The 18989-nt window shown below is 29.8% G+C and carries 16 protein-coding genes and 1 other annotated feature; all 16 genes read left to right on the top strand.

Translation table 11 applies throughout. The annotated features are described in order from the left end of the window. Window positions 1-79: 79 nt before the first annotated feature. The 16 genes from DW911_RS03400 (at window position 80) to DW911_RS03475 (ending at window position 18988) form a co-directional block, all read left to right on the top strand. Window positions 80-1351, top strand: coding sequence for a cell division FtsA domain-containing protein (locus tag DW911_RS03400; protein WP_118431602.1), 1272 nt, complete (start codon window positions 80-82; stop codon window positions 1349-1351). Between the two features lie 22 nt (window positions 1352-1373). Next, complete coding sequence (gene ftsZ, locus DW911_RS03405; RefSeq protein WP_118431600.1) at window positions 1374-2459, top strand: cell division protein FtsZ; 1086 nt, start codon at window positions 1374-1376, stop codon at window positions 2457-2459. 46 nt (window positions 2460-2505) lie between these two features. Continuing rightward, window positions 2506-3279 (top strand): pyrroline-5-carboxylate reductase, encoded by a 774-nt coding sequence (gene proC, locus DW911_RS03410; RefSeq protein WP_118607466.1) that lies wholly within the window; start codon window positions 2506-2508, stop codon window positions 3277-3279. Between the two features lie 90 nt (window positions 3280-3369). Continuing rightward, the gene (gene sepF / locus DW911_RS03415; protein WP_118607467.1) at window positions 3370-3675 is read left to right on the top strand and encodes a cell division protein SepF; all 306 of its coding nucleotides are present in this window, start codon (window positions 3370-3372) and stop codon (window positions 3673-3675) included. Window positions 3676-3774: 99 nt separating this feature from the next. Continuing rightward, entirely contained in the window at window positions 3775-5418 is a 1644-nt protein-coding gene (locus tag DW911_RS03420; RefSeq protein WP_118431595.1) for an AAA family ATPase, read from the top strand. 323 nt (window positions 5419-5741) lie between these two features. Then, on the top strand, window positions 5742-6479 hold the full coding sequence (locus DW911_RS03425; RefSeq protein WP_158568161.1) for a sigma-E processing peptidase SpoIIGA: 738 nt from the start codon (window positions 5742-5744) through the stop codon (window positions 6477-6479). Continuing rightward, window positions 6476-7174: an RNA polymerase sporulation sigma factor SigK gene (sigK, locus tag DW911_RS03430; RefSeq protein ID WP_442896705.1), complete on the top strand. Its 699-nt coding sequence runs from the start codon at window positions 6476-6478 to the stop codon at window positions 7172-7174. Before DW911_RS03425 ends, sigK begins: the two co-directional genes overlap by 4 nt. A gap of 46 nt (window positions 7175-7220) precedes the next feature. Beyond that, window positions 7221-7988, top strand: a complete 768-nt coding sequence (locus DW911_RS03435; protein WP_118431591.1) for a sigma-70 family RNA polymerase sigma factor — start codon at window positions 7221-7223, stop codon at window positions 7986-7988. 24 nt (window positions 7989-8012) lie between these two features. Beyond that, entirely contained in the window at window positions 8013-8252 is a 240-nt protein-coding gene (locus DW911_RS03440) for a YlmC/YmxH family sporulation protein (protein ID WP_118431589.1), read from the top strand. 63 nt (window positions 8253-8315) lie between these two features. Continuing rightward, window positions 8316-8738 carry a cell division protein SepF gene (locus DW911_RS03445; RefSeq protein ID WP_118431587.1) on the top strand — a complete coding sequence of 141 codons (423 nt, stop codon included), beginning with the start codon at window positions 8316-8318 and terminating at the stop codon, window positions 8736-8738. A gap of 28 nt (window positions 8739-8766) precedes the next feature. Further along, a complete protein-coding gene (locus DW911_RS03450) occupies window positions 8767-9525 on the top strand; it encodes a YlmH family RNA-binding protein (RefSeq protein WP_118431586.1) in 759 nt (252 codons plus the stop codon). Window positions 9526-9536: 11 nt separating this feature from the next. After that, window positions 9537-9992, top strand: coding sequence for a DivIVA domain-containing protein (locus DW911_RS03455; protein ID WP_118431584.1), 456 nt, complete (start codon window positions 9537-9539; stop codon window positions 9990-9992). Continuing rightward, window positions 9964-10160: a binding site (T-box leader), on the top strand. It overlaps the preceding gene by 29 nt. A gap of 36 nt (window positions 10161-10196) precedes the next feature. After that, the gene (gene ileS, locus DW911_RS03460) at window positions 10197-12923 is read left to right on the top strand and encodes an isoleucine--tRNA ligase (RefSeq protein ID WP_118431582.1); all 2727 of its coding nucleotides are present in this window, start codon (window positions 10197-10199) and stop codon (window positions 12921-12923) included. Window positions 12924-13042: 119 nt separating this feature from the next. Further along, window positions 13043-14734 (top strand): ATP-binding protein, encoded by a 1692-nt coding sequence (locus DW911_RS03465; RefSeq protein ID WP_118607468.1) that lies wholly within the window; start codon window positions 13043-13045, stop codon window positions 14732-14734. Further along, window positions 14724-18050: a leucine-rich repeat protein gene (locus DW911_RS03470; RefSeq protein ID WP_158575434.1), complete on the top strand. Its 3327-nt coding sequence runs from the start codon at window positions 14724-14726 to the stop codon at window positions 18048-18050. Before DW911_RS03465 ends, DW911_RS03470 begins: the two co-directional genes overlap by 11 nt. Continuing rightward, window positions 18047-18988: an AAA family ATPase gene (locus DW911_RS03475; protein ID WP_118431576.1), complete on the top strand. Its 942-nt coding sequence runs from the start codon at window positions 18047-18049 to the stop codon at window positions 18986-18988. Before DW911_RS03470 ends, DW911_RS03475 begins: the two co-directional genes overlap by 4 nt. Window position 18989 lies beyond the last annotated feature (1 nt).

The raw sequence follows: 18989 nt of genomic DNA on the forward strand, positions 1-18989 counted from the left end.
GAAGTCATGATAAAAGAAGCCTTTAATTATCATGACTTTTATGCTATTATTTATATATATGTAACAAGGGGAGATTGACGTGGAAGATATATATGCAGTTTTAGATATTGGTAGTGCAACAATAGAATTATTAGTTGGCGAAGTTGTCAATTCTAATTTGAATGTATTGTTCGCAAAAAAATTACCAAGTCATGGAGTAAAAAAAGGCATTGTTGAAGATGATCGTTTTTTAATTCGTGATATTCAAAAACTTGTTCAAGAAGCTAATGAATTTCTTGAATGTGATATCAAAGCGGTGGGATTGAATATTCCAACGATTAAATCGAAACTTTATCAAAGTGATAGTAGTATTTCTTTGAATGAAGGTGCCAAAGTTACATGTGAAGATGTTGTCAGAGTGTTAAAACTTGCAACTAAATTTAAAAGATCTAAGGAAGAAGAAGTGGTATCGGTTGTACCAGTGAGATTCCATAGTGATAGTGGGGCAACAACGACAGCCCCAATAGGTAAAACATCTAGAAATTTAATTGTTGATGCTTTAGTCATGACAACACAAAAACAACTTTTATATCCTTATTTGGCAGCAGTAGAAAAAGCAGGTTTAGAAGTTATTGAAATTTGCATTAATGCTTATTCTTGTGCTAAAGAAGCCTTTGATGCAGTTTACTTACAAGAAGGGGCTTTATTAATTGATATGGGATATAAAACATCAACAATCTCATTTTATAAAGATGGGTATTTAAAATATTTAACAGTTTGTCCGGTTGGGGGATATGATTTTACACGTAGTATTGCTCAAAATTTCCAAATATCAATGAATCAAGCAGAAACTTACAAGATTAAATATGGTTCATTAGATTATACAATTGGACAAGAAGATATTATTCATACAACATATATGCGTGATGGCAGAAAAGACTACACTCAAAAAGATTTAGCTAAAATACTAGCAGATACAGCAGTTGAGGTCCTTAATGTGATTAAAGAAAAGATTAAGATTATTGATGATAATCGTACTTATGAGACTTTAATTGTTGGTGGTGGTGGAGAACTTGAACTTTTAGATCAAATTGCTGGAGAGGTTCTTGAAGCGCCAGTTAGACTTTATCGACCTGATATTATAGGTATTCGTGATATGGCATTTGTTTCATCAGTAGGAATGATTTTTTATATGATGGATCGTGCTAAAGTATTAGGACCTTATGATCGATCATTAGTTTTACCCGATGTATCAGCGACAATGTCAATGCGATTAAAAGGTTTAACAAAGAACAAGGATAGACATCACGATGTTAAAAATACATCAAGATTTAATAAATTATTAGACACTTTCTTTAGTGAAGAAGATTAATATAAAAAGCGAGGATAAACGAATGAATGAAGAATTAGATTTTGAACAAGTTGCAAAAATAAAAGTCATCGGTGTTGGTGGCGGTGGAAATAACGCTGTAAATAGAATGGTAGAAGAAGGAGTAAGAGGTGTTGAATTTTATGTAGCTAATACAGATGTTCAAGTTCTTCGCCGTTCGCCAGTAGAAAATAAAATTGTTTTAGGTAAAGATTTAACTAAAGGATTAGGAGCAGGTGGAAATCCAGAAGTTGGGAAAAAAGCTGCTTTAGAATCAGAAGCTGAAATTAGAAAAGTGCTTGAAGGTGCTGATATGGTCTTTATCGCTGCTGGTATGGGTGGTGGAACTGGTACCGGTGCTGCACCTGTGTTCGCAAAAATTGCTCGTGAAATTGGAGCGTTAACTGTTGGGGTTATTACTAAACCTTTTACCTTTGAAGGTATGAAACGTAAAAAACAATCTATTGCTGGAATTGATGAATTACGTGCTAATGTAGATAGTATTATTGTGGTATCAAATGATCGTTTATTACAACTTATCGGTGGCAGACCAATGCAAGAAGCTTTTAGAGAAGCTGATAATGTATTGCGTCAAGGTGTTCAAACTATTACTGATTTAATTGCTGTACCAGCATTCATTAATCTTGATTTCGCTGATGTTTGTGCGGTTATGAAAAATAGAGGAAATGCATTAATTGGTATTGGTATGTCATCAGGTGATGATAAAGCTAAAGAAGCAGCAAAACGTGCTATTTCTTCACCTTTATTAGAAGTATCTGTAGCTGGTGCTAAAGATGCTATTATTAATGTTACTGGTGGACCTAATATTTCATTATTTGATGCTAATATTGCTCTTGAAACAATTACTCAAGAAGTTGGTGATGATATTAATACTTATTTAGGTATTGCTATTAATGAAAATCTTGATGATGATATTATTGTTACTGTTATTGCTACAGGATTTGAAGATGAAAAAGATGATGTTCAAGTACAACCATCTATTATTTCATCTGATGATGGATCATCATTTACTTCTTTTGGTTCAAATGATGATGTGGAAGATGAAGACGATGATTTTCCACCAGCATTTATTAAAAATAGAAGAATTTAAATAAGCTAACAACGTTAGCTTATTTTTTAAAAAGGGGGATATATTAATGAAAACAGTAGGATTTATAGGAATGGGGAATATGGCTGGAGCAATTGCCAGTGGTATTGTAAAAAGTGGGTTTATTGAAGGAAATCTTGTTTATGCGTATGATATTGATCAAACAAAACTTGATCAAATGAAACAAAATTATCAAATTAATCCAACGAAAAGTGAACTTGAAATTGTTAAAACATGTGATGTGATTGTTATGGCAGTTAAACCACAGGTTGTAGAATCAGTAATGGATAAAATTAAAAATGATGTTGGCAACAAACCAATTATTTCAATTGTATCAGGTTATAGCTATGATCGTTATGAACAATTAATGCCAGGGACACATCATCTTACAATTATGCCAAATACACCTGCAAAAGTGTTACAAGGGATGACATTGTTTGAAAAAACAAATTCACTTACAAAAGAAGAATTCGATTTTGCTTGTAAGATGTTTGAAAGTATCGGAGAAGTAGAAGTAATTGAAAATCATTACATGGTAGGAGCTGGTGCTTTAACTGGTTGTGGTCCGGCATTTGTTTATATGTTTATTGAAGCTTTGGCTGATGGTGCTGTTTTGCAAGGATTACCAAGAGATCTTGCTTATCGTCTTGCAAGTCAAATGGTACTTGGAAGTGCTGATATGGTTAAAGAAACAAAACTACATCCAGGTGTTTTAAAAGATCAGGTATGTTCACCAGGTGGGATTACGATTAAAGGTGTAAAAGCACTTGAAAGAGGATCTTTTAGAAATAGTGTAATGGATGCTATCATTGAATCAAAATAGACCAGAGTTTTTACTCTGGTTTTTGCTTAATTTATTTTTTTAGTGAACATTTCTTAAAATTTAAGGTACAATAATGTTGAGGTGAAAGATATGCTAGAAAATATAAAAAGCTGGTTATTTGATGAAAGTGGCGAAGATAATCAACAAGAGAGTCATCAAATCAAAAATGAAGTTGTACGATGGAATGTGAATAATATAGATCAATTAGATAGTATTGGTGATGATTTTAAAAATCATAAAATTATTGTCTGTACTTTTAACGACAATGTTATTAAAAGAGCATTAGATTTTATATCTGGACTATGTTATGTTTTACAATATCAAGATATTAAAATCAATGATGATACGTATATGTTTTTACCATCATATATTAGTTATGAATCAAAGGGGCAATAAGTATTGCTCTTTTTAGTTGTGAGGAAAAGACGCATATTTATGAATTGAAAAGGAATAAATACATAGGGTATAATACAAATAGGAAAGAGAGTTGATTGTATGAAATTAGTCCCTACAGGAATTGAAAACTTTAAAGACATGATTGACAAAGATGCATACTATGTAGATAAAACAGATCTTATAAGTAATGTTTTAAATGAACAGGTTGTTTTATATACTAGACCAAGAAGATTTGGTAAGACTCTTAATATGTCGATGCTTTATTATTTCTTTTCTATCAAAGAAAAAGAAAATGCTTATTTGTTTGATAACTTAAATATTTCAAAAAACAAAGATGCACTAAAGCATCAAAATCAATATCCTGTTATTTTTATCTCTTTAAAAGATATGAAAAATAATTCTTATGAAGGACAAATGATTAGATTTAAAGAAATTATTTGTTTATGTGCGAAAAACTATCTTGAATTACTTGATGGTGATGATTTATTGGGTTCTGAAAAAGAATTGTTTCAAAGATATGTTGATAATAAAATGTGTGATGATGAATTAGAAAGTGCATTATTTAACATTTCATATTATCTTCGTAAATATTATCATCAAAAAGTCATCATTCTTATTGATGAATATGATGTTCCATTACAATCAGCTTATCAAAACAACTACTATGAGGATATGGTTAACTTTTTAAGAAATGTCTTTTCGATGGCTTTAAAAACAAACGATGCCTTAGAAAAGGGGATTATGACCGGATGTTTACGTATTTCTAAAGAAAGTATCTTTACGGGATTAAATAATTTTAGTTCTTATTCTATTTTAAATAATATCAGTAATGAATATTTTGGTTTTACTGAAAGAGAAGTGAAACAGTTATTAAAAGACTATCACTTATCTTCGTATATGGACGAAGTTAAAGAATGGTATGATGGCTATTTGTTTGGAAATTTAGAAATATACAATCCATGGAGTACGCTAACTTATGTAAAAAACAAGATATATGATGCTTGTTTCAAACCTGCATCATTTTGGGCTAATACGAGCAGTAATGACTTGGTAATCAATTATATTCAAAATGGTGATGATGAACTTCATAATGAATTTGAACAACTTATTCAAGGACATGCATTAACGAAGTATATTAAACCAGAACTGACATATCGAGAAATGGATAATATTAATAATGTATACAGTTTTTTATTACTTACAGGATATTTAAAAGTCATTAAGAATTTAGGAGAAAATCAGTATCAATTAGTGATTCCTAATAAAGAAGTCTATGAAATTTATAAACAGTCATTTATGAGTTATTTTGAAGACTATACAAGCAGTAGAAAGAATGAACTTTATCAAATGCTTATGAATGGTCAAATACGAGAAGCAAATGAATTGTTAAATGATATTTTATCTAGAAGTATTAGTTATTATGATAACGAGGAAAGTTTCTATCATGGATTTTTAGTAGGATTATTTAGTGGAAAGATGTTAAAATCAAATAGAGAAGCAATGAATGGACGGTTTGATATATGCATATTACCAAGACAAATATTTCAAATAGCACTTATATTAGAATGTAAACATTCTAGTCGAGTGAAAGACTTGATTAAAGATGCAAAAGAAGGGGCAAAACAAATCGTTGAACAAAGATATATGGATGAAGTGATTAATGATGGATATCCAAATGTAAAAGGATATGGTATCTCTTTTCATAAAAAACAATGTTATCTTGTTGAAGTGGATAAAGAATAAAGGCAAACGATCATATTCATTATTTGAATATTGAATTATTTTTCCGTTATGGTAATATACTGACTGTAGGTGGTTTTCCATCAAAAAGCGGTGTACCCTACCATAACTAAGTGGGAGCTAAAAAAGCGGTGTACCCCACCATAACCAAGTGGGAACTAAAAAAGCGGTGTACGCTACCAATTTAATGTAACATTGAAAAAATGCGAACTAAAAAGAAGGCATTCCAATTTGGAATGCTTTTTAAGTAAATGAATTTTAATATTCTATCTTTAATACGACATCCTTTTTATTACAATCAAGCTATGATAATAAGGGGTGTCAAGATGGATGTATATATAGAAATTACCTACTTGATTAATTTAATTGTTTTAATGATTGTTTTTGAAATGATGATCATGTTATTAAATTTAAATTGGTCTTTTAAAAGAATATGTGGCTATAGTTTTATATGTAATCTCTCATTAATGATGATATATATTGATTTATATAAAATTGTCCCCTTAATAATATGGCTTATCATATTTGCTTTTTTATTTAAAAAACAACTTTTTTTATATTATCCTACTTTTTTAACTCTCTATTTTTCTGTTTTATATTTTATAAAAGAACTTGTTGAAGATGGTTTTATATATCATAGCATCTTGATTATTCCCACTACTTATTATGCAATGAGTTTATTTGTGGTTGGTTTGTTTTTTTCTATGATTCAAGGAATATATTGTTTTTATTTGAAAAAGAAATTAACGAATCAACGTTTTTGTTATCAAATGAAAATGGAGTATCTTCATCATCAATACCAAATAACAGGTTTTTTAGATACTGGAAATGAGACTTATTATCATGGGTTTCCTTTAATTATTATAAAAAAAGAAATCTTAAAAGAATATCAGGTTATTGATCATTTGCTGATTACTTCACCAACCCATTTAGAGATAGAAATTATTATGATTGATACACTTACTATTAATCATCAACGATTAAATCATATTTATGCAGGCATAATAAGTCAGATTCAATATGATTGTTTATTAAATAAACAATTGATGGGAGGAATCTTATGATGTGGAAATGGCTTAGGGAATTAATAAATCATCATACATTTTTATATTATATTGGTCATCGTGATATCTTACCGGCACCGCTTAAAGGAAAAGAAGAATTAGACATGATTTTAAAAGCAGAACAAGGTGACTTATATGCAAGAGATCAGCTAATTGAACATAATTTACGGTTAGTTGTTTATGTGGCTAAAAGATATGATCATAATAATTCAGGTCATATTGAGGATTTAATAAGCATTGGTACGATAGGATTAGTTAAAGCAATCAATACTTTTAAAAGTGATAAAAATATTAAGCTTGCTACTTATGCATCACGTTGTATTGAAAATGAAATTTTAATGTTTTTAAGAAAAAATAATAAATTAAGATATGAAATATCTTTAGATGAACCTTTAAATGTTGATTATGATGGTAATGAACTTTTACTAAGTGATATTGTTGGAACTGATGATGATTTAATAGAACAAGAAATTTTAAAAAGTGATCAAAAAAAGATGTTTTATGATGCTTTAAAAGATCTCAATGATCGAGAAAAAGAAATTTTGATTTTAAGATATGGCTTAAGTAACCAAGATGAACTTACTCAAAAAGATGTCGCTTCATTAATGGGAATATCACAATCTTATATTTCTCGTTTAGAAAAGAAAATTATCAAAAAATTAAGACAACAATTAAATTATAACGAAACAAAATAAAAGTATAGAATTGTCAAAAAGGCTCAAAATATGATTGGTGATGATAATGAATGGACAAATTTATTTACAAAATGTGCCTGAACTTGACAAATTGACAACGAAAGAAACGTATACACTGATTGATCAATACCAAGAAAATCATGATCCAATGATTAAAGAACGTCTCGTCATTGATAATTTAAAATTAGTCATATCAATGACGAAACGTTTCTATCAAAAAAGTGAATTTTCACAGGATTTATTTCAAGTTGGCATCATTGGTTTAATCAAAGCTATTGATCATTTTGATACAAGCTATCAATTACAGTTTTCAACTTATGCTGTCCCTTTAATTATTGGAGAAATGAAACGCTTTTTAAGAGATAATGCCCCTATAAGGGTATCGAGAACATTAAAAGACTTAGCCTATAAAGTATTAAAATATAAAGATGAATATATAACTTATCATCAAAAAGAACCGACTATAGATCAATTAGTACAACATTTACATGTTTCTCGAAATGATATTATTGATGCTTTACTATCAACCCATCATGTTTCTTCTTTAGAAGATCAATTATCAAATGATGAAGATGATTTAAAGTTAGTAGATTCTATTACTTTAAATCCTCAACAAATGCAGCTTTATCATAGTCATTTAGATTTAATGAATGCTTTAAATCAATTAAATGTAAAACAAAGAAAAATTATTAATCAAAGGTATTTTTTAGGTATGTCACAAAGTGAAATCGCAAGAGAAATGAATATTTCTCAAGCACAAGTATCGAGAATAGAAAAAAAGGCGATAGAATTGTTACATAAAATGTTGAATTAAAGCATATTTTGTATTGGTGATATCATGCGATTTGTTAAAATGCAAACAAAAGAAGTTGTAAATGTCTGTGATGGTAAAAAAATTGGGTATGTGAGTGATATAGAGATATGTTGGAGCAGTAAATGTATTGAAGCAATTATTGTTGAAAAAATGAATATTTTTCGTTTTTTTTGTTTTTTTAAAGAACCACCTTGTCTCATTATTCCAGTTGAATGTGTTTTATCATTTGGTGGGGATGTGATTCTTGTAAATATTGAAATGTGACACCTTTTTATTATTTGTGTCTTGTGATATAATGTAGAAGTAAACATAAAGGAGGAGCACTTCATGGATAAAGTAAAAAGATGGTTTTTTGAAGAAGAAGGCGACGAAACTGAAGAATATGGGGAAACAGAAGTCGATACTGATCCAAAAACAAGTTTATTTGAACAAGCAAAATTTTCAAAAGCAAGTGAAGCTGTTAAAGCTTTAAACGCTAATAAAGATAGTCATTTAGTTTTATTTGAACCTCGTGCATATGGGGAAACTCAAGAAATTGCTAATTATTTAAAACAAAAGAAAGCAGCCGTTGTGAATTTACATCGTTTACAAAAAGATCAAGCAAAACGTGTTGTTGATTTCTTAAGTGGTGTTATCTATGCAATCGAAGGTGATATTCAAAGAATTGGACCTAAAATTTTCTTATGTACACCTCGTAATATTGGGGTTGCTGGAACAATTGATTTAGATGAAGATGAAATTGAAGAATAGTGTATTAGCTTAGCTAATACTCTTTTTCATGTTAGAACATTTTAAAGGTGAAGAAGTTTTTGTTAAAAAAGTACTTGAATATAAAGACCAAGCCCTTTATAAACAAAGACTTATTCTTACCTCTTTTCTAGATCCTTATCATCAATCAATTGTAAGAAGTATTATCGGTCAAAGTGATGAACTGCAAGTTTTAGCTTTTGGTGGCTTTTTAAATAATGAAAGTCAAAGAATGATTATTGCTCCTGATTTCTATGAAATAGAAAAAGATGATTTTGAAATTATTGTGTTGCAAATTCAATACCAACAAAAATTTGAAAAATTAACACATCGAGATGTCTTAGGAGCAGTGATGTCACTTGGTATTAAAAGAGAATTATTTGGCGATATAGCAAGTCAACAAGATGGATTTTATATTGCGATTGAAAAAAATCTATATCCCTATTTAAGTGCTAATTTAACAACTATTAAACATAGTCATGTCCATTTACATGTTTATACTGACCCTGTAGAAATTCAAAATCAATATCTTGTTAAATCTTTTATTGTTTCATCTTTAAGATTAGATAAAATTATATCTAGCTTTTATAAAATTCCTAGGACCAAAGCAGCAGATTATATAAGAGCAGGTTATGTAAAAGTTAATCATAAACCGGTTGAACAAATAAATTATTTGTGTAATAATAGTGATATAATATCCTTTAAAGGGCATGGAAGAGTCAAGTTTGTAGATTGTCATAGACAAACGAGATCAAATAATTACGTAGTAGAGGGATATTTTTATAAATAAGGAGTGATACGATGAGTGATATTAAAAAGCAGTTTAGAGGTTATGACATCAATACTGTAGATGCTTTATTAGAATCTAATCAAAAACAAATACAAGATCTTGAAAGTCAGTTAACAAGTCTTAACGAACAATATCAACATTTAAAAGAACAAAATTCTTTATTACAACATCGTGTCAATATTCAAGAACAGACCAATGAAGAAATTGCCCGTTTAGCATTAAAAGAAGCGAGTGAACTTATTGACAAAGCGAAAAAGAATGCTAATATGATACTGAGCGAATCATTAGAATATGTTCGATCATTATCTGATGAAATGAGTGATTTTAAATCACAAGCTATTCGATTTAGAGCTTCAGTTGAACAGATGTCAAAAGATATCCTTGAGTCAATTGATCATTCTGAAGTTTATAACTTAATAAATGAAGATCTAAAAAATGATAAATACGATGAAGGAGACAGTTTATAACAGGAGTTTGTAGAGAACTGATGGTTGGTGAAAATCAGTAATGAGCGTTATAATGAATCACTCTGGAGTAGCACTTTGAATCAAGTAGAAGTCGCCGTTAATCGCGTTAAGATAGAGTGCGTATGAAAATACGAATTAAGGTGGTACCGCGATCACATCGTCCTTAGGATGATGTGTTTTTTTATTTTGGAAAGGGAGAAAACAATGAATTACAAAGACACATTATTAATGCCAAAAACAAGCTTTGAAATGCGTGGAAACTTGCCTAAAAAAGAACCTAAATACGTTGAACGCTGGCAAGAAACAGACATGTATAACAAAGTAATTCAACAAAACGAAGGAAAAGAAAGTTTTATTTTTCATGATGGTCCTCCTTATGCAAATGGAAATATGCATATGGGACATATGTTAAATAAAGTAATTAAAGATGTTATTTGTCGTTATAAAAACATGAATGGTTTTTATACACCTTATATTCCAGGTTGGGATACTCATGGTTTACCTATTGAAAATGCAATTCAAAAATTAGGGGTTAACCGTAAAGAAATGTCTACAGCCGACTTTAGAAAAAAATGTGATGTTTATGCACATGAACAAGTTAAAAAACAAATGGAACAATGTATCCGTATGGGAACATTTGCAGATTATAAACATCCTTATTTGACTTTATTACCAGAATTTGAAGCAAATCAAATTGATGTTTTTGCTAAAATGGCGATGGATGGATTAATCTATAAAGGATTAAAACCAGTATATTGGTCACCATCTAGTGAATCAGCACTTGCTGAAGCAGAAGTAGAATATCATGATGTAAAGAGTCCAACAATCTTTGTTAAATTCCAAGTAAAAGATGGTAAAGGTATTTTAGATCAAGATACAAGTTTTGTTATTTGGACAACAACACCATGGACAATTCCTGCTAACCTTGCTATTTGTTTAAATCCTAATTATACTTATGCACTTGTTCAAAGTGAAAAAGGTAAATTAGTTGTATTAGAAGAATTAGTGGATTCATTATGGGGAAAATTTGGTTTACAAGAAAAAGAAATCTTACAAAGATTTAAAGGTAGCGACCTAGAAATGATCACATGTCAACATCCTTTATATGATCGTGAATCATTAGTTATTTTAGGAGAACATGTTACTGCTGATGCGGGTACTGGTTGTGTTCATACTGCTCCTGGATTTGGTATGGACGACTTTATTGTAGGTCAAAAATATGGATTAGATATTTACTGTAATGTTGATGAACATGGACGTATGATGGAAGATTGCGGTGAATGGCTTGCAGGACAATATGTTGATGATGCCAATAAAACAGTAACGATGAAATTAGATGAATTAGGTGTTTTATTAAAACTTGAATTCATTACCCATAGTTATCCACATGATTGGCGTACTAAAAAACCTATTATCTTTAGAGCAACAGATCAATGGTTCTGTTCAGTTGATAAAATTAGAGATAAATTATTAAATGAAATTGATCATGTTCAATGGTTAAATGAATGGGGTCATATTCGTATTTATAATATGATTAAAGATCGTGGAGACTGGTGTATTTCACGTCAAAGAACTTGGGGTGTACCAATTCCAATTTTCTATTGTGAAGATGGAACTCCAGTTATGGATGAAGCTGTATTTAAACGTATTTCTGAATTATTCAGAGAACATGGTTCAAATATTTGGTTTGAAAAAGATGAAAAATTCTTATTACCTGAAGGATACACAAATGAACATTCACCAAATGGTATCTTTAAAAAGGAAAAAGATATTATGGATGTATGGTTTGATTCTGGATCTTCACATACTGGATGTATGAAAGAAAGAGGATTTGATTATCCTGTTGATTTATACTTTGAAGGTAGTGACCAATATCGTGGATGGTTTAACTCATCATTAATTATTGGTACTGCAGTTCATGGTAGAGCACCATATAAAACAGTTCTTTCTCATGGGTTTGTTTTAGATGGTAAAGGAAATAAAATGTCTAAATCATTAGGTAATACAGTTGATCCAATTAAATTAGTTAACCAATATGGTGCTGATATTGTTAGACTTTGGGCTACTTCAGTTGCTTACCAACAAGATGTTCGTATTTCTGATGAAATCATGAAACAAATTGCTGAAGGATATCGTAAGATTAGAAATACAATGAGATTTGTATTAGGTAACTTAAATGATTTTAAAGAAAGTGATTTAGTAGATATTAAAGATTTACCTGGTGTTGATCAATATATGTTAGCTAAATTAAATCAATTAATGAAAGCTTATGATGAAGCTTACAATAATTATGATTTTGCTAGTGCAAACCAAGAAATCTTAAATTACTTTACAAATACATTAAGTTCATTCTATATGGACTTTACTAAAGATATTCTTTATATTGAAAAAGCTGATGCTTTAAGAAGAAGACAAGTACAAACAGTTTTATATCATCATGCTAAAACAATGATGAAATTATTATCAACAGTCTTAGTCTTTACAAGTGAAGAATTACATGATAACTTCACATGTGATGAAAACAAAGCAGAAAGTGTCTTCCTAGAACCTAAATATCAATTATTTGATATTCCTCAAGAAGAAGAGGTACTTGCTTATTTTGACAAATTCTTAGATGTGAGAAAAGATGTTTTAAGAGCTCTTGAAGGATTAAGAAATGATCAAGTTATTAAATCAAATATGGAAGCAAAAGTAACTTTAACTTTAAAAGAAGGTTACCAAGATGTTGCTCAACTTGCAGATGATTTAAAACAATTATTTATTGTTGCTAAAGTACAATTAAGTGATAATAAAGAATTACCTGAATATGATACAAGCTATATTCAAGTTGAAAAATTCCATGGTCATCAATGTCCACGTTGTTGGAATTACTTTGATGAAGATGAAATGGAAGGCGAATTATGCCATCGTTGTCATGATGTAGTTGAATAAAATACAAAGGATTGTGGTCAATTGACACAATCCTTTTTTCATATTTTGATGCTTACTTGCTATAGGGTAGGCTTTTTTCATATAATATAGGTAAGATGTGATGGAATGAGGTAAATATAATGAGTGATTTTTTTGTGTATTTTGCAAAAAATGGGCAAAACATATTCTTTTTTGTCATAATTATTGTTGTTATTGTTTTAGCGATTGATATTTTAGTATGGCATTTCTTTCACCTTAGAAGTGGTGAAAAGCAGGTTAAGGATATTTATAGTCGTATTTTTAAGCAAGAGCAAAGCCAAAAATATATATTATTAAGAAATAAAGATTTTAAAATTATCATGGTAAGTGATGGGTTTGATGATACTTTTCATGTTGATTTATCTTTATTAAAGAATGATGTTGATTATTTAGAAAATATCATTAATCAAGAAGATAGATATACTCTAGAAAAGGGGATTGAAAAGTGGAATCATCAAGACGCTTTTTCTTATTTGTTTAAACAAAAAGGAACAGAACAGTATTTTACATTGACGATAAGTATAACAAAGGACAAAAAATACACGATTCTTTCATTTAGAGATGATACGAAGTATCAAAATGAAATCAATGATTTAAAACAACAACTTGTTCGAGCAAATGAAGTCAGCGACTATAAAGCAACTTTTTTGTCTAAAATGTCTCATGAAATTAGAACACCTATGAATGGGATTATTGGTATGTTGACACTTGCTAACCATGATGTAAGTCAAGATGGTCAAGCTGCTTATCATATTCATAAAGCACAAGAAATATCTCAATATTTATTATCATTAATTAATGAAGTTTTAGATATTTCTAGAATGGAAGCAGGTAAATTAGAATTAGCAGTTAAACCAATAGATATTTACCAATTTGAATCACAACTTAATACAATATTTAGAAAAATGATTGAAGAAAAAAATATTCAGTTTAACATTGAATATCATGATTTTGATGTTCGTTATGTCATGGGTGATGAATTACGCATTATGCAAATATTAGTTAATCTTGTTTCCAATGCTTATAAGTTTACTGAACATGGAGAAATAAAAGTTACTTTTAGACAAATGTATCGAGCAAAAGATAATATTAATTTTATGATGAAAGTACACGATACTGGAAAAGGAATGAAAAGAGATTTTATTTATTATTTATTCAAACCATTTGAACAAGAAAATGCTGAAATTAGTAAAAACTATGGTGGTTCAGGGTTAGGAATGGCTATTACTGATCAACTCGTAAGATTAATGGGTGGAGAAATTATTGTTGAAAGCTTACAAGGACAAGGAACAGACTTTACAGTCTTTTTAGATTTACCAATCGCAAGTAATCAAGTAGAAATAGAAGATAAACCACAGGTTGGTAAGGAACATATTCCTTTTACTTATGCAGGTAAGACTATTTTATTAGCTGAAGATAATGAAATTAACGCAGAAATTTGTTTAAGTGTTCTTGAACAAAAAGGTGCTTATGTAGAACATGTTCAGACAGGAAAACAAGCTATAGAACAATTTGAGAATCATCATCCTGGTTATTATGACTTTATTTTAATGGATATTCATATGCCGGAAATGGATGGTTATCAAGCAACACAAGAAATAAGAAAATTAGCACGACAAGATGCTAAAACTGTACCTATTTTTGCTTTATCAGCAGATGCTTATGTTGAAAATAAGCGTTATTCTAAAAAAATTGGCATGAATGGTCATTTTTCAAAACCAATTGATTTTGAGCAAATGGCTGAAGAATTAGAAGATTTTTTTAATGGAAGAGGTGATGAATATGAAATTTAATCCTAAAAATACATCTAAAATTATTGTTTCTAGTGTTATTTCTCTTTCATGTGCCTTTTCTGCATATCATCTTTATCAAAATGGATTAGTTTTTAATCCGAACGCTTTAAGTAATCAGTCTTTTAAGGGAAATCAAGTTGTTTTTAATCATCAACAACAAACACTAGATCAAAATCAAAATGGGAACCAAGATATTTATAAAAATAATAATCAGTCAAATGATGCAATGAATAATCAAGATAATCAATCAGGTTATTTATTCCAAAATGCTGCTCAACCATTTACAAGTAATCAAAACCCTAATTATCTTATTAATAGTAGTGGTAGTCAATCAACAGTGGGTGGTACTGGATCAGGCTCAACTATTTTAGTTCCAGGAGAAAACGGGACGATTATCATACCTGGGGATATAGCCAATAATGGTAGTAGTGGTAATGGAAGTAATAATGGTCAATCGAATAATGGAAATGACACAACCAAAAAAGATGATTATGTTGATAAAGATACGCAGTATCAATTACCAGATGATCCTTTTTCAAGCATCGGTGTTGTTTCTGCTTTTAAGCCGACTACTTCAACAAAAGGTTATACTTTTAATCCAAATTATGAATCAGTAATGGATATGGTCGATATAGTAGATCCACTTTATTATGGATGTGTTATCACACCTTGGAAGTTATTATGTAATTCTGTTGTTTATGTATTAGATGGTGATACACCGGTTTATCGAATTACTGAATTATCTGATTGCTTTGAAATTGTGGATTATCCAACAATTGTTACTGGTGATTTCACAGCTACTTTTCGTTTTAGAGAAAATGTAAATGCACCATGGCAAGAAGCAAAGCATACTTTTAAAATAGAATATGATACACGTGTTACTTTACTTAATTATGATAATCAAGAAGCAGGACACTTTTATTTAAAGGAAGGACAAAGTGAAGACTTAAGAAAATATTATAATGTCATGATTGATGATCAATCCTCTGTATCTAAGTTGTTTTCAGGATGGTCAAATAAAAAAGATAGTGAACCTTTAGCACATCAATATTCTACAAATCAAAAAGGAAGAGTTGAACTTTACCCTTTAGAATTAGAAGATATTCCTGCAGGATTTGAAGTAGAGTTAAAAAGAAGTGGATTGCTATATCATTATGTACTGACTGGAATAGATGGTGAAAGAACCTATGATGATATATCAATTCCTAGTAGTATTGATGAGATTTGTTTAGAGGAAAATCAGACTATTGATGTAAATGGTGATTTTTATATTTCTTCTAGTATCAATAAAGTTGATTTTAAAACAACGACTTTAAATGTAAATGGTCAATTTAAAGTAGATCATCGTAATGAACAATACAGTTCTTTTGATGGCTTGCTTATGGATAAAAACCAAGAAACCATCATTTATATGCCATGTCATGATGAAATTTCGATACCTGAATCAGTAAAAGACATTAAAGAGGTTTATCCATGTGTATGGTCTCTTTATTTTGATGGACCATTAAAAATTAAAGATACAAGTTTTTTAAGTCAAATTCAATCTATGTTTACAACAATCAATGTAAAAGATAAATACTATTTAGATTATTATCGTTACGGTTATAGTAATGCCCATAATGTATTTTTATATGGTGAAACGCTAGATTTCAGTGATTATGAAGTTAAAAATGATTTAATTTTATCTGATAACGATACAAAAGTAGTAGGAACGATGGCAGAGGCTTCAGGTACGATTATTATTCCTAATACCGTGACTTCAATAGCAGATAATGCATTTAGTGATAATGATAAAATATCAAGACTCATCTTCCCTTATGCTACTCCATTAAAATTTGGTAAAGAAGTTTTTAAAGATAGTCATATTAAGGAATTATTATTTTTATCAAATACGATTCCTCATATATCTAGCGATACATTTGATGGATTAGATCAAGACGCTAAAATAGAAGTTTTACAAAATCAATATGAAGAATACTTAAAACAATGGTCAAAATATCAAAATCAAATTATAAAATCAAAATCTGAATTTTATGAAAAGAATGGCTTTGATATTATCAAAACAAGTGAAGATAATCAAACAGTTACAACTTTGCTTAATGCACCTAGTTCATTAAAAGAATTTAATAGTCAAACATTATCAGATATAGAAATCAATGAGATAGGTAGAAATGCCTTTAGCAATTGTAGTCAACTCACTTATGTAGAACTACCAGCGAGTGTAAATAAAATTGATGCCTATGCATTTTATGGATGTCATTCTTTAGAAGGAATTGTTTCTAATACAACAGATCAAATTGTTGTTGAAGAAGGTGGATTAGAGATAAACGGAAGTAACACAGGAGATTTAAGATTTGTTGTATTTAATGCTAACGTGGCTCAATTTGAAAATAACTATAATCCAACATGTCATTTATTAATGTATGTTCCTCAAAATAATGAGGGCTATCCTGAATTAGTTAATGTCAATTTTAGTGATCATTATTTTTGCGATTATCAAGGTGGAGGCTATATTCTTTATGGTGATTGGGAAGGAAGTACTTCAGCCTATTATTTATATGCTGCAACAACAACTGTTCATGGTCATATAGCGACTCAAGAAAATGTTATTGAAATATTAGAAGGCGCTTTTAAAGATGTTCCGATTACTCAAATTGATCTTCATGTTTATTCGCTTGGATATTTTATTGATGCGAAAGCTTTTGAAAATACAAAATTATCTGGAACATTAGAATTGCCTGATGGCTTAGCTAAAGTATTTGGAGGTGCTTTTGCGAATACTCAAATTGAAAAAGTTATTTTCCCACAAGAATACTCATGGATTTGGAGTTCTTCTATAGATACTGATGCCTTTTATGGAACAGATACTTTAAAAGAAGTTGTCTTTAATTCTGATCAAATTATAGATTTATGGGTTAATACACCAACTTTACCATTTTCATTTAATTCTCATATATCTCAAGAAAATATAAAAATATTACTTCAAAATAGCGCAGCTGGCAATGAAGAAATTTATATTGAAAGTTGGAAATATTTATTTGCTGGCGTTCCTTTTGGAAATGAACTTTTCTTTCCTGATGATATGGATAAATTAAATGAAGCTGTTTCTATGTTACAAATCATGTTTGGTTATAAACCACAAACTAATCAACAACCAGATAATGATCAACAAGTTGTACCACAAGTACCTGTTGAAGAATCTGTACCAGAAAATCAAGAATCTTCCAAACCAGATGAAAATCAAGAAACTGAAACAAATCAAAATAGTCAGGTAGAAAATAATGAAGAGGAAAGTAATGAGGGGGAAATAGAATGATTATTGAACAATCAAGATATATTATTAAAGAAGTAGCGAAAGCATTTATAGGGAAAGATGATATTATAGAAAAAGTTTTAATGACTATTTATGCTGGAGGTCATATTTTGTTAGAAGATAGTCCTGGTACTGGTAAAACAACATTAGCCTTAGCTTTTTCTAAGGCTTTAGGTATGGACTATAAAAGAATTCAGTTTACTACGGATACATTACCTTCTGATATTACTGGTTTTTCTATTTTAAATAATAAAACAAATAATTTTGAATATCGACCTGGAGCTGTTCATTGTAACTTATTATTAGCTGATGAAATAAATCGTACTTCACCAAAGACGCAAGCAGCCTTACTTGAAGCAATGGAAGAAAAACGTGTAACTGTTGATGGAATAACTTATGATTTGCCTTATCCTTTTATTTGTATAGCAACACAAAACCCATATGGGGCAGCAGGAACGCAACCATTACCAGAGTCTCAATTAGACCGTTTTATGATTCGTTTATCCATTGGTTATCCAGATTTACAACATCAAATGAATATTATTAAAGCACATCGTTATGATAATCCTTTGGATCATATTCAACCCGTCGCTTCTAAAGAAGATATGATGGAAGTACAAAATTACTTAACTTCGATCCATATACAAGATGATGTTTTAAAATATCTCATTCGCTTATGTGAAGAAACAAGAAAATCACCCTACGTTGAATTAGGTGTTTCACCACGTGGTGTTTTGGCTCTTACACAAATGGCTAAAGCGCACGCTATTATTAAAGAAAGAACATATGTCAACCCTGAAGATGTACAAGCTATTTTTAAAGATGTTTGTGCTCATCGTCTTATTTTAAAACCACAAGCAAGAGTTGAAGGAATTGATGCTGATAAAATTTTACAAAGTATTTTAGAAGACATTAAAGCACCACAATTAGAAAGAGTTTAAG

Origin of the sequence: Erysipelatoclostridium sp. AM42-17 (assembly GCF_003480255.1) — a bacterium.
Lineage (GTDB): Bacteria > Bacillota_I > Bacilli_A > Erysipelotrichales > Coprobacillaceae > Faecalibacillus.

Bases quoted from the DNA above. Each gene is read 5' to 3' on its own strand.
- ftsZ (WP_118431600.1), top strand. From the start codon at position 1,374: ATGAATGAAGAATTAGATTTTGAACAAGTTGCAAAAATAAAAGTCATC.
- proC (WP_118607466.1), top strand. From the start codon at position 2,506: ATGAAAACAGTAGGATTTATAGGAATGGGGAATATGGCTGGAGCAATT.
- sepF (WP_118607467.1), top strand. From the start codon at position 3,370: ATGCTAGAAAATATAAAAAGCTGGTTATTTGATGAAAGTGGCGAAGAT.
- DW911_RS03420 (WP_118431595.1), top strand. From the start codon at position 3,775: ATGAAATTAGTCCCTACAGGAATTGAAAACTTTAAAGACATGATTGAC.
- DW911_RS03425 (WP_158568161.1), top strand. From the start codon at position 5,742: ATGGATGTATATATAGAAATTACCTACTTGATTAATTTAATTGTTTTA.
- sigK (WP_442896705.1), top strand. From the start codon at position 6,476: ATGATGTGGAAATGGCTTAGGGAATTAATAAATCATCATACATTTTTA.
- DW911_RS03435 (WP_118431591.1), top strand. From the start codon at position 7,221: ATGAATGGACAAATTTATTTACAAAATGTGCCTGAACTTGACAAATTG.
- DW911_RS03440 (WP_118431589.1), top strand. From the start codon at position 8,013: ATGCGATTTGTTAAAATGCAAACAAAAGAAGTTGTAAATGTCTGTGAT.
- DW911_RS03445 (WP_118431587.1), top strand. From the start codon at position 8,316: ATGGATAAAGTAAAAAGATGGTTTTTTGAAGAAGAAGGCGACGAAACT.
- DW911_RS03450 (WP_118431586.1), top strand. From the start codon at position 8,767: ATGTTAGAACATTTTAAAGGTGAAGAAGTTTTTGTTAAAAAAGTACTT.
- DW911_RS03455 (WP_118431584.1), top strand. From the start codon at position 9,537: ATGAGTGATATTAAAAAGCAGTTTAGAGGTTATGACATCAATACTGTA.
- ileS (WP_118431582.1), top strand. From the start codon at position 10,197: ATGAATTACAAAGACACATTATTAATGCCAAAAACAAGCTTTGAAATG.
- DW911_RS03465 (WP_118607468.1), top strand. From the start codon at position 13,043: ATGAGTGATTTTTTTGTGTATTTTGCAAAAAATGGGCAAAACATATTC.
- DW911_RS03470 (WP_158575434.1), top strand. From the start codon at position 14,724: ATGAAATTTAATCCTAAAAATACATCTAAAATTATTGTTTCTAGTGTT.
- DW911_RS03475 (WP_118431576.1), top strand. From the start codon at position 18,047: ATGATTATTGAACAATCAAGATATATTATTAAAGAAGTAGCGAAAGCA.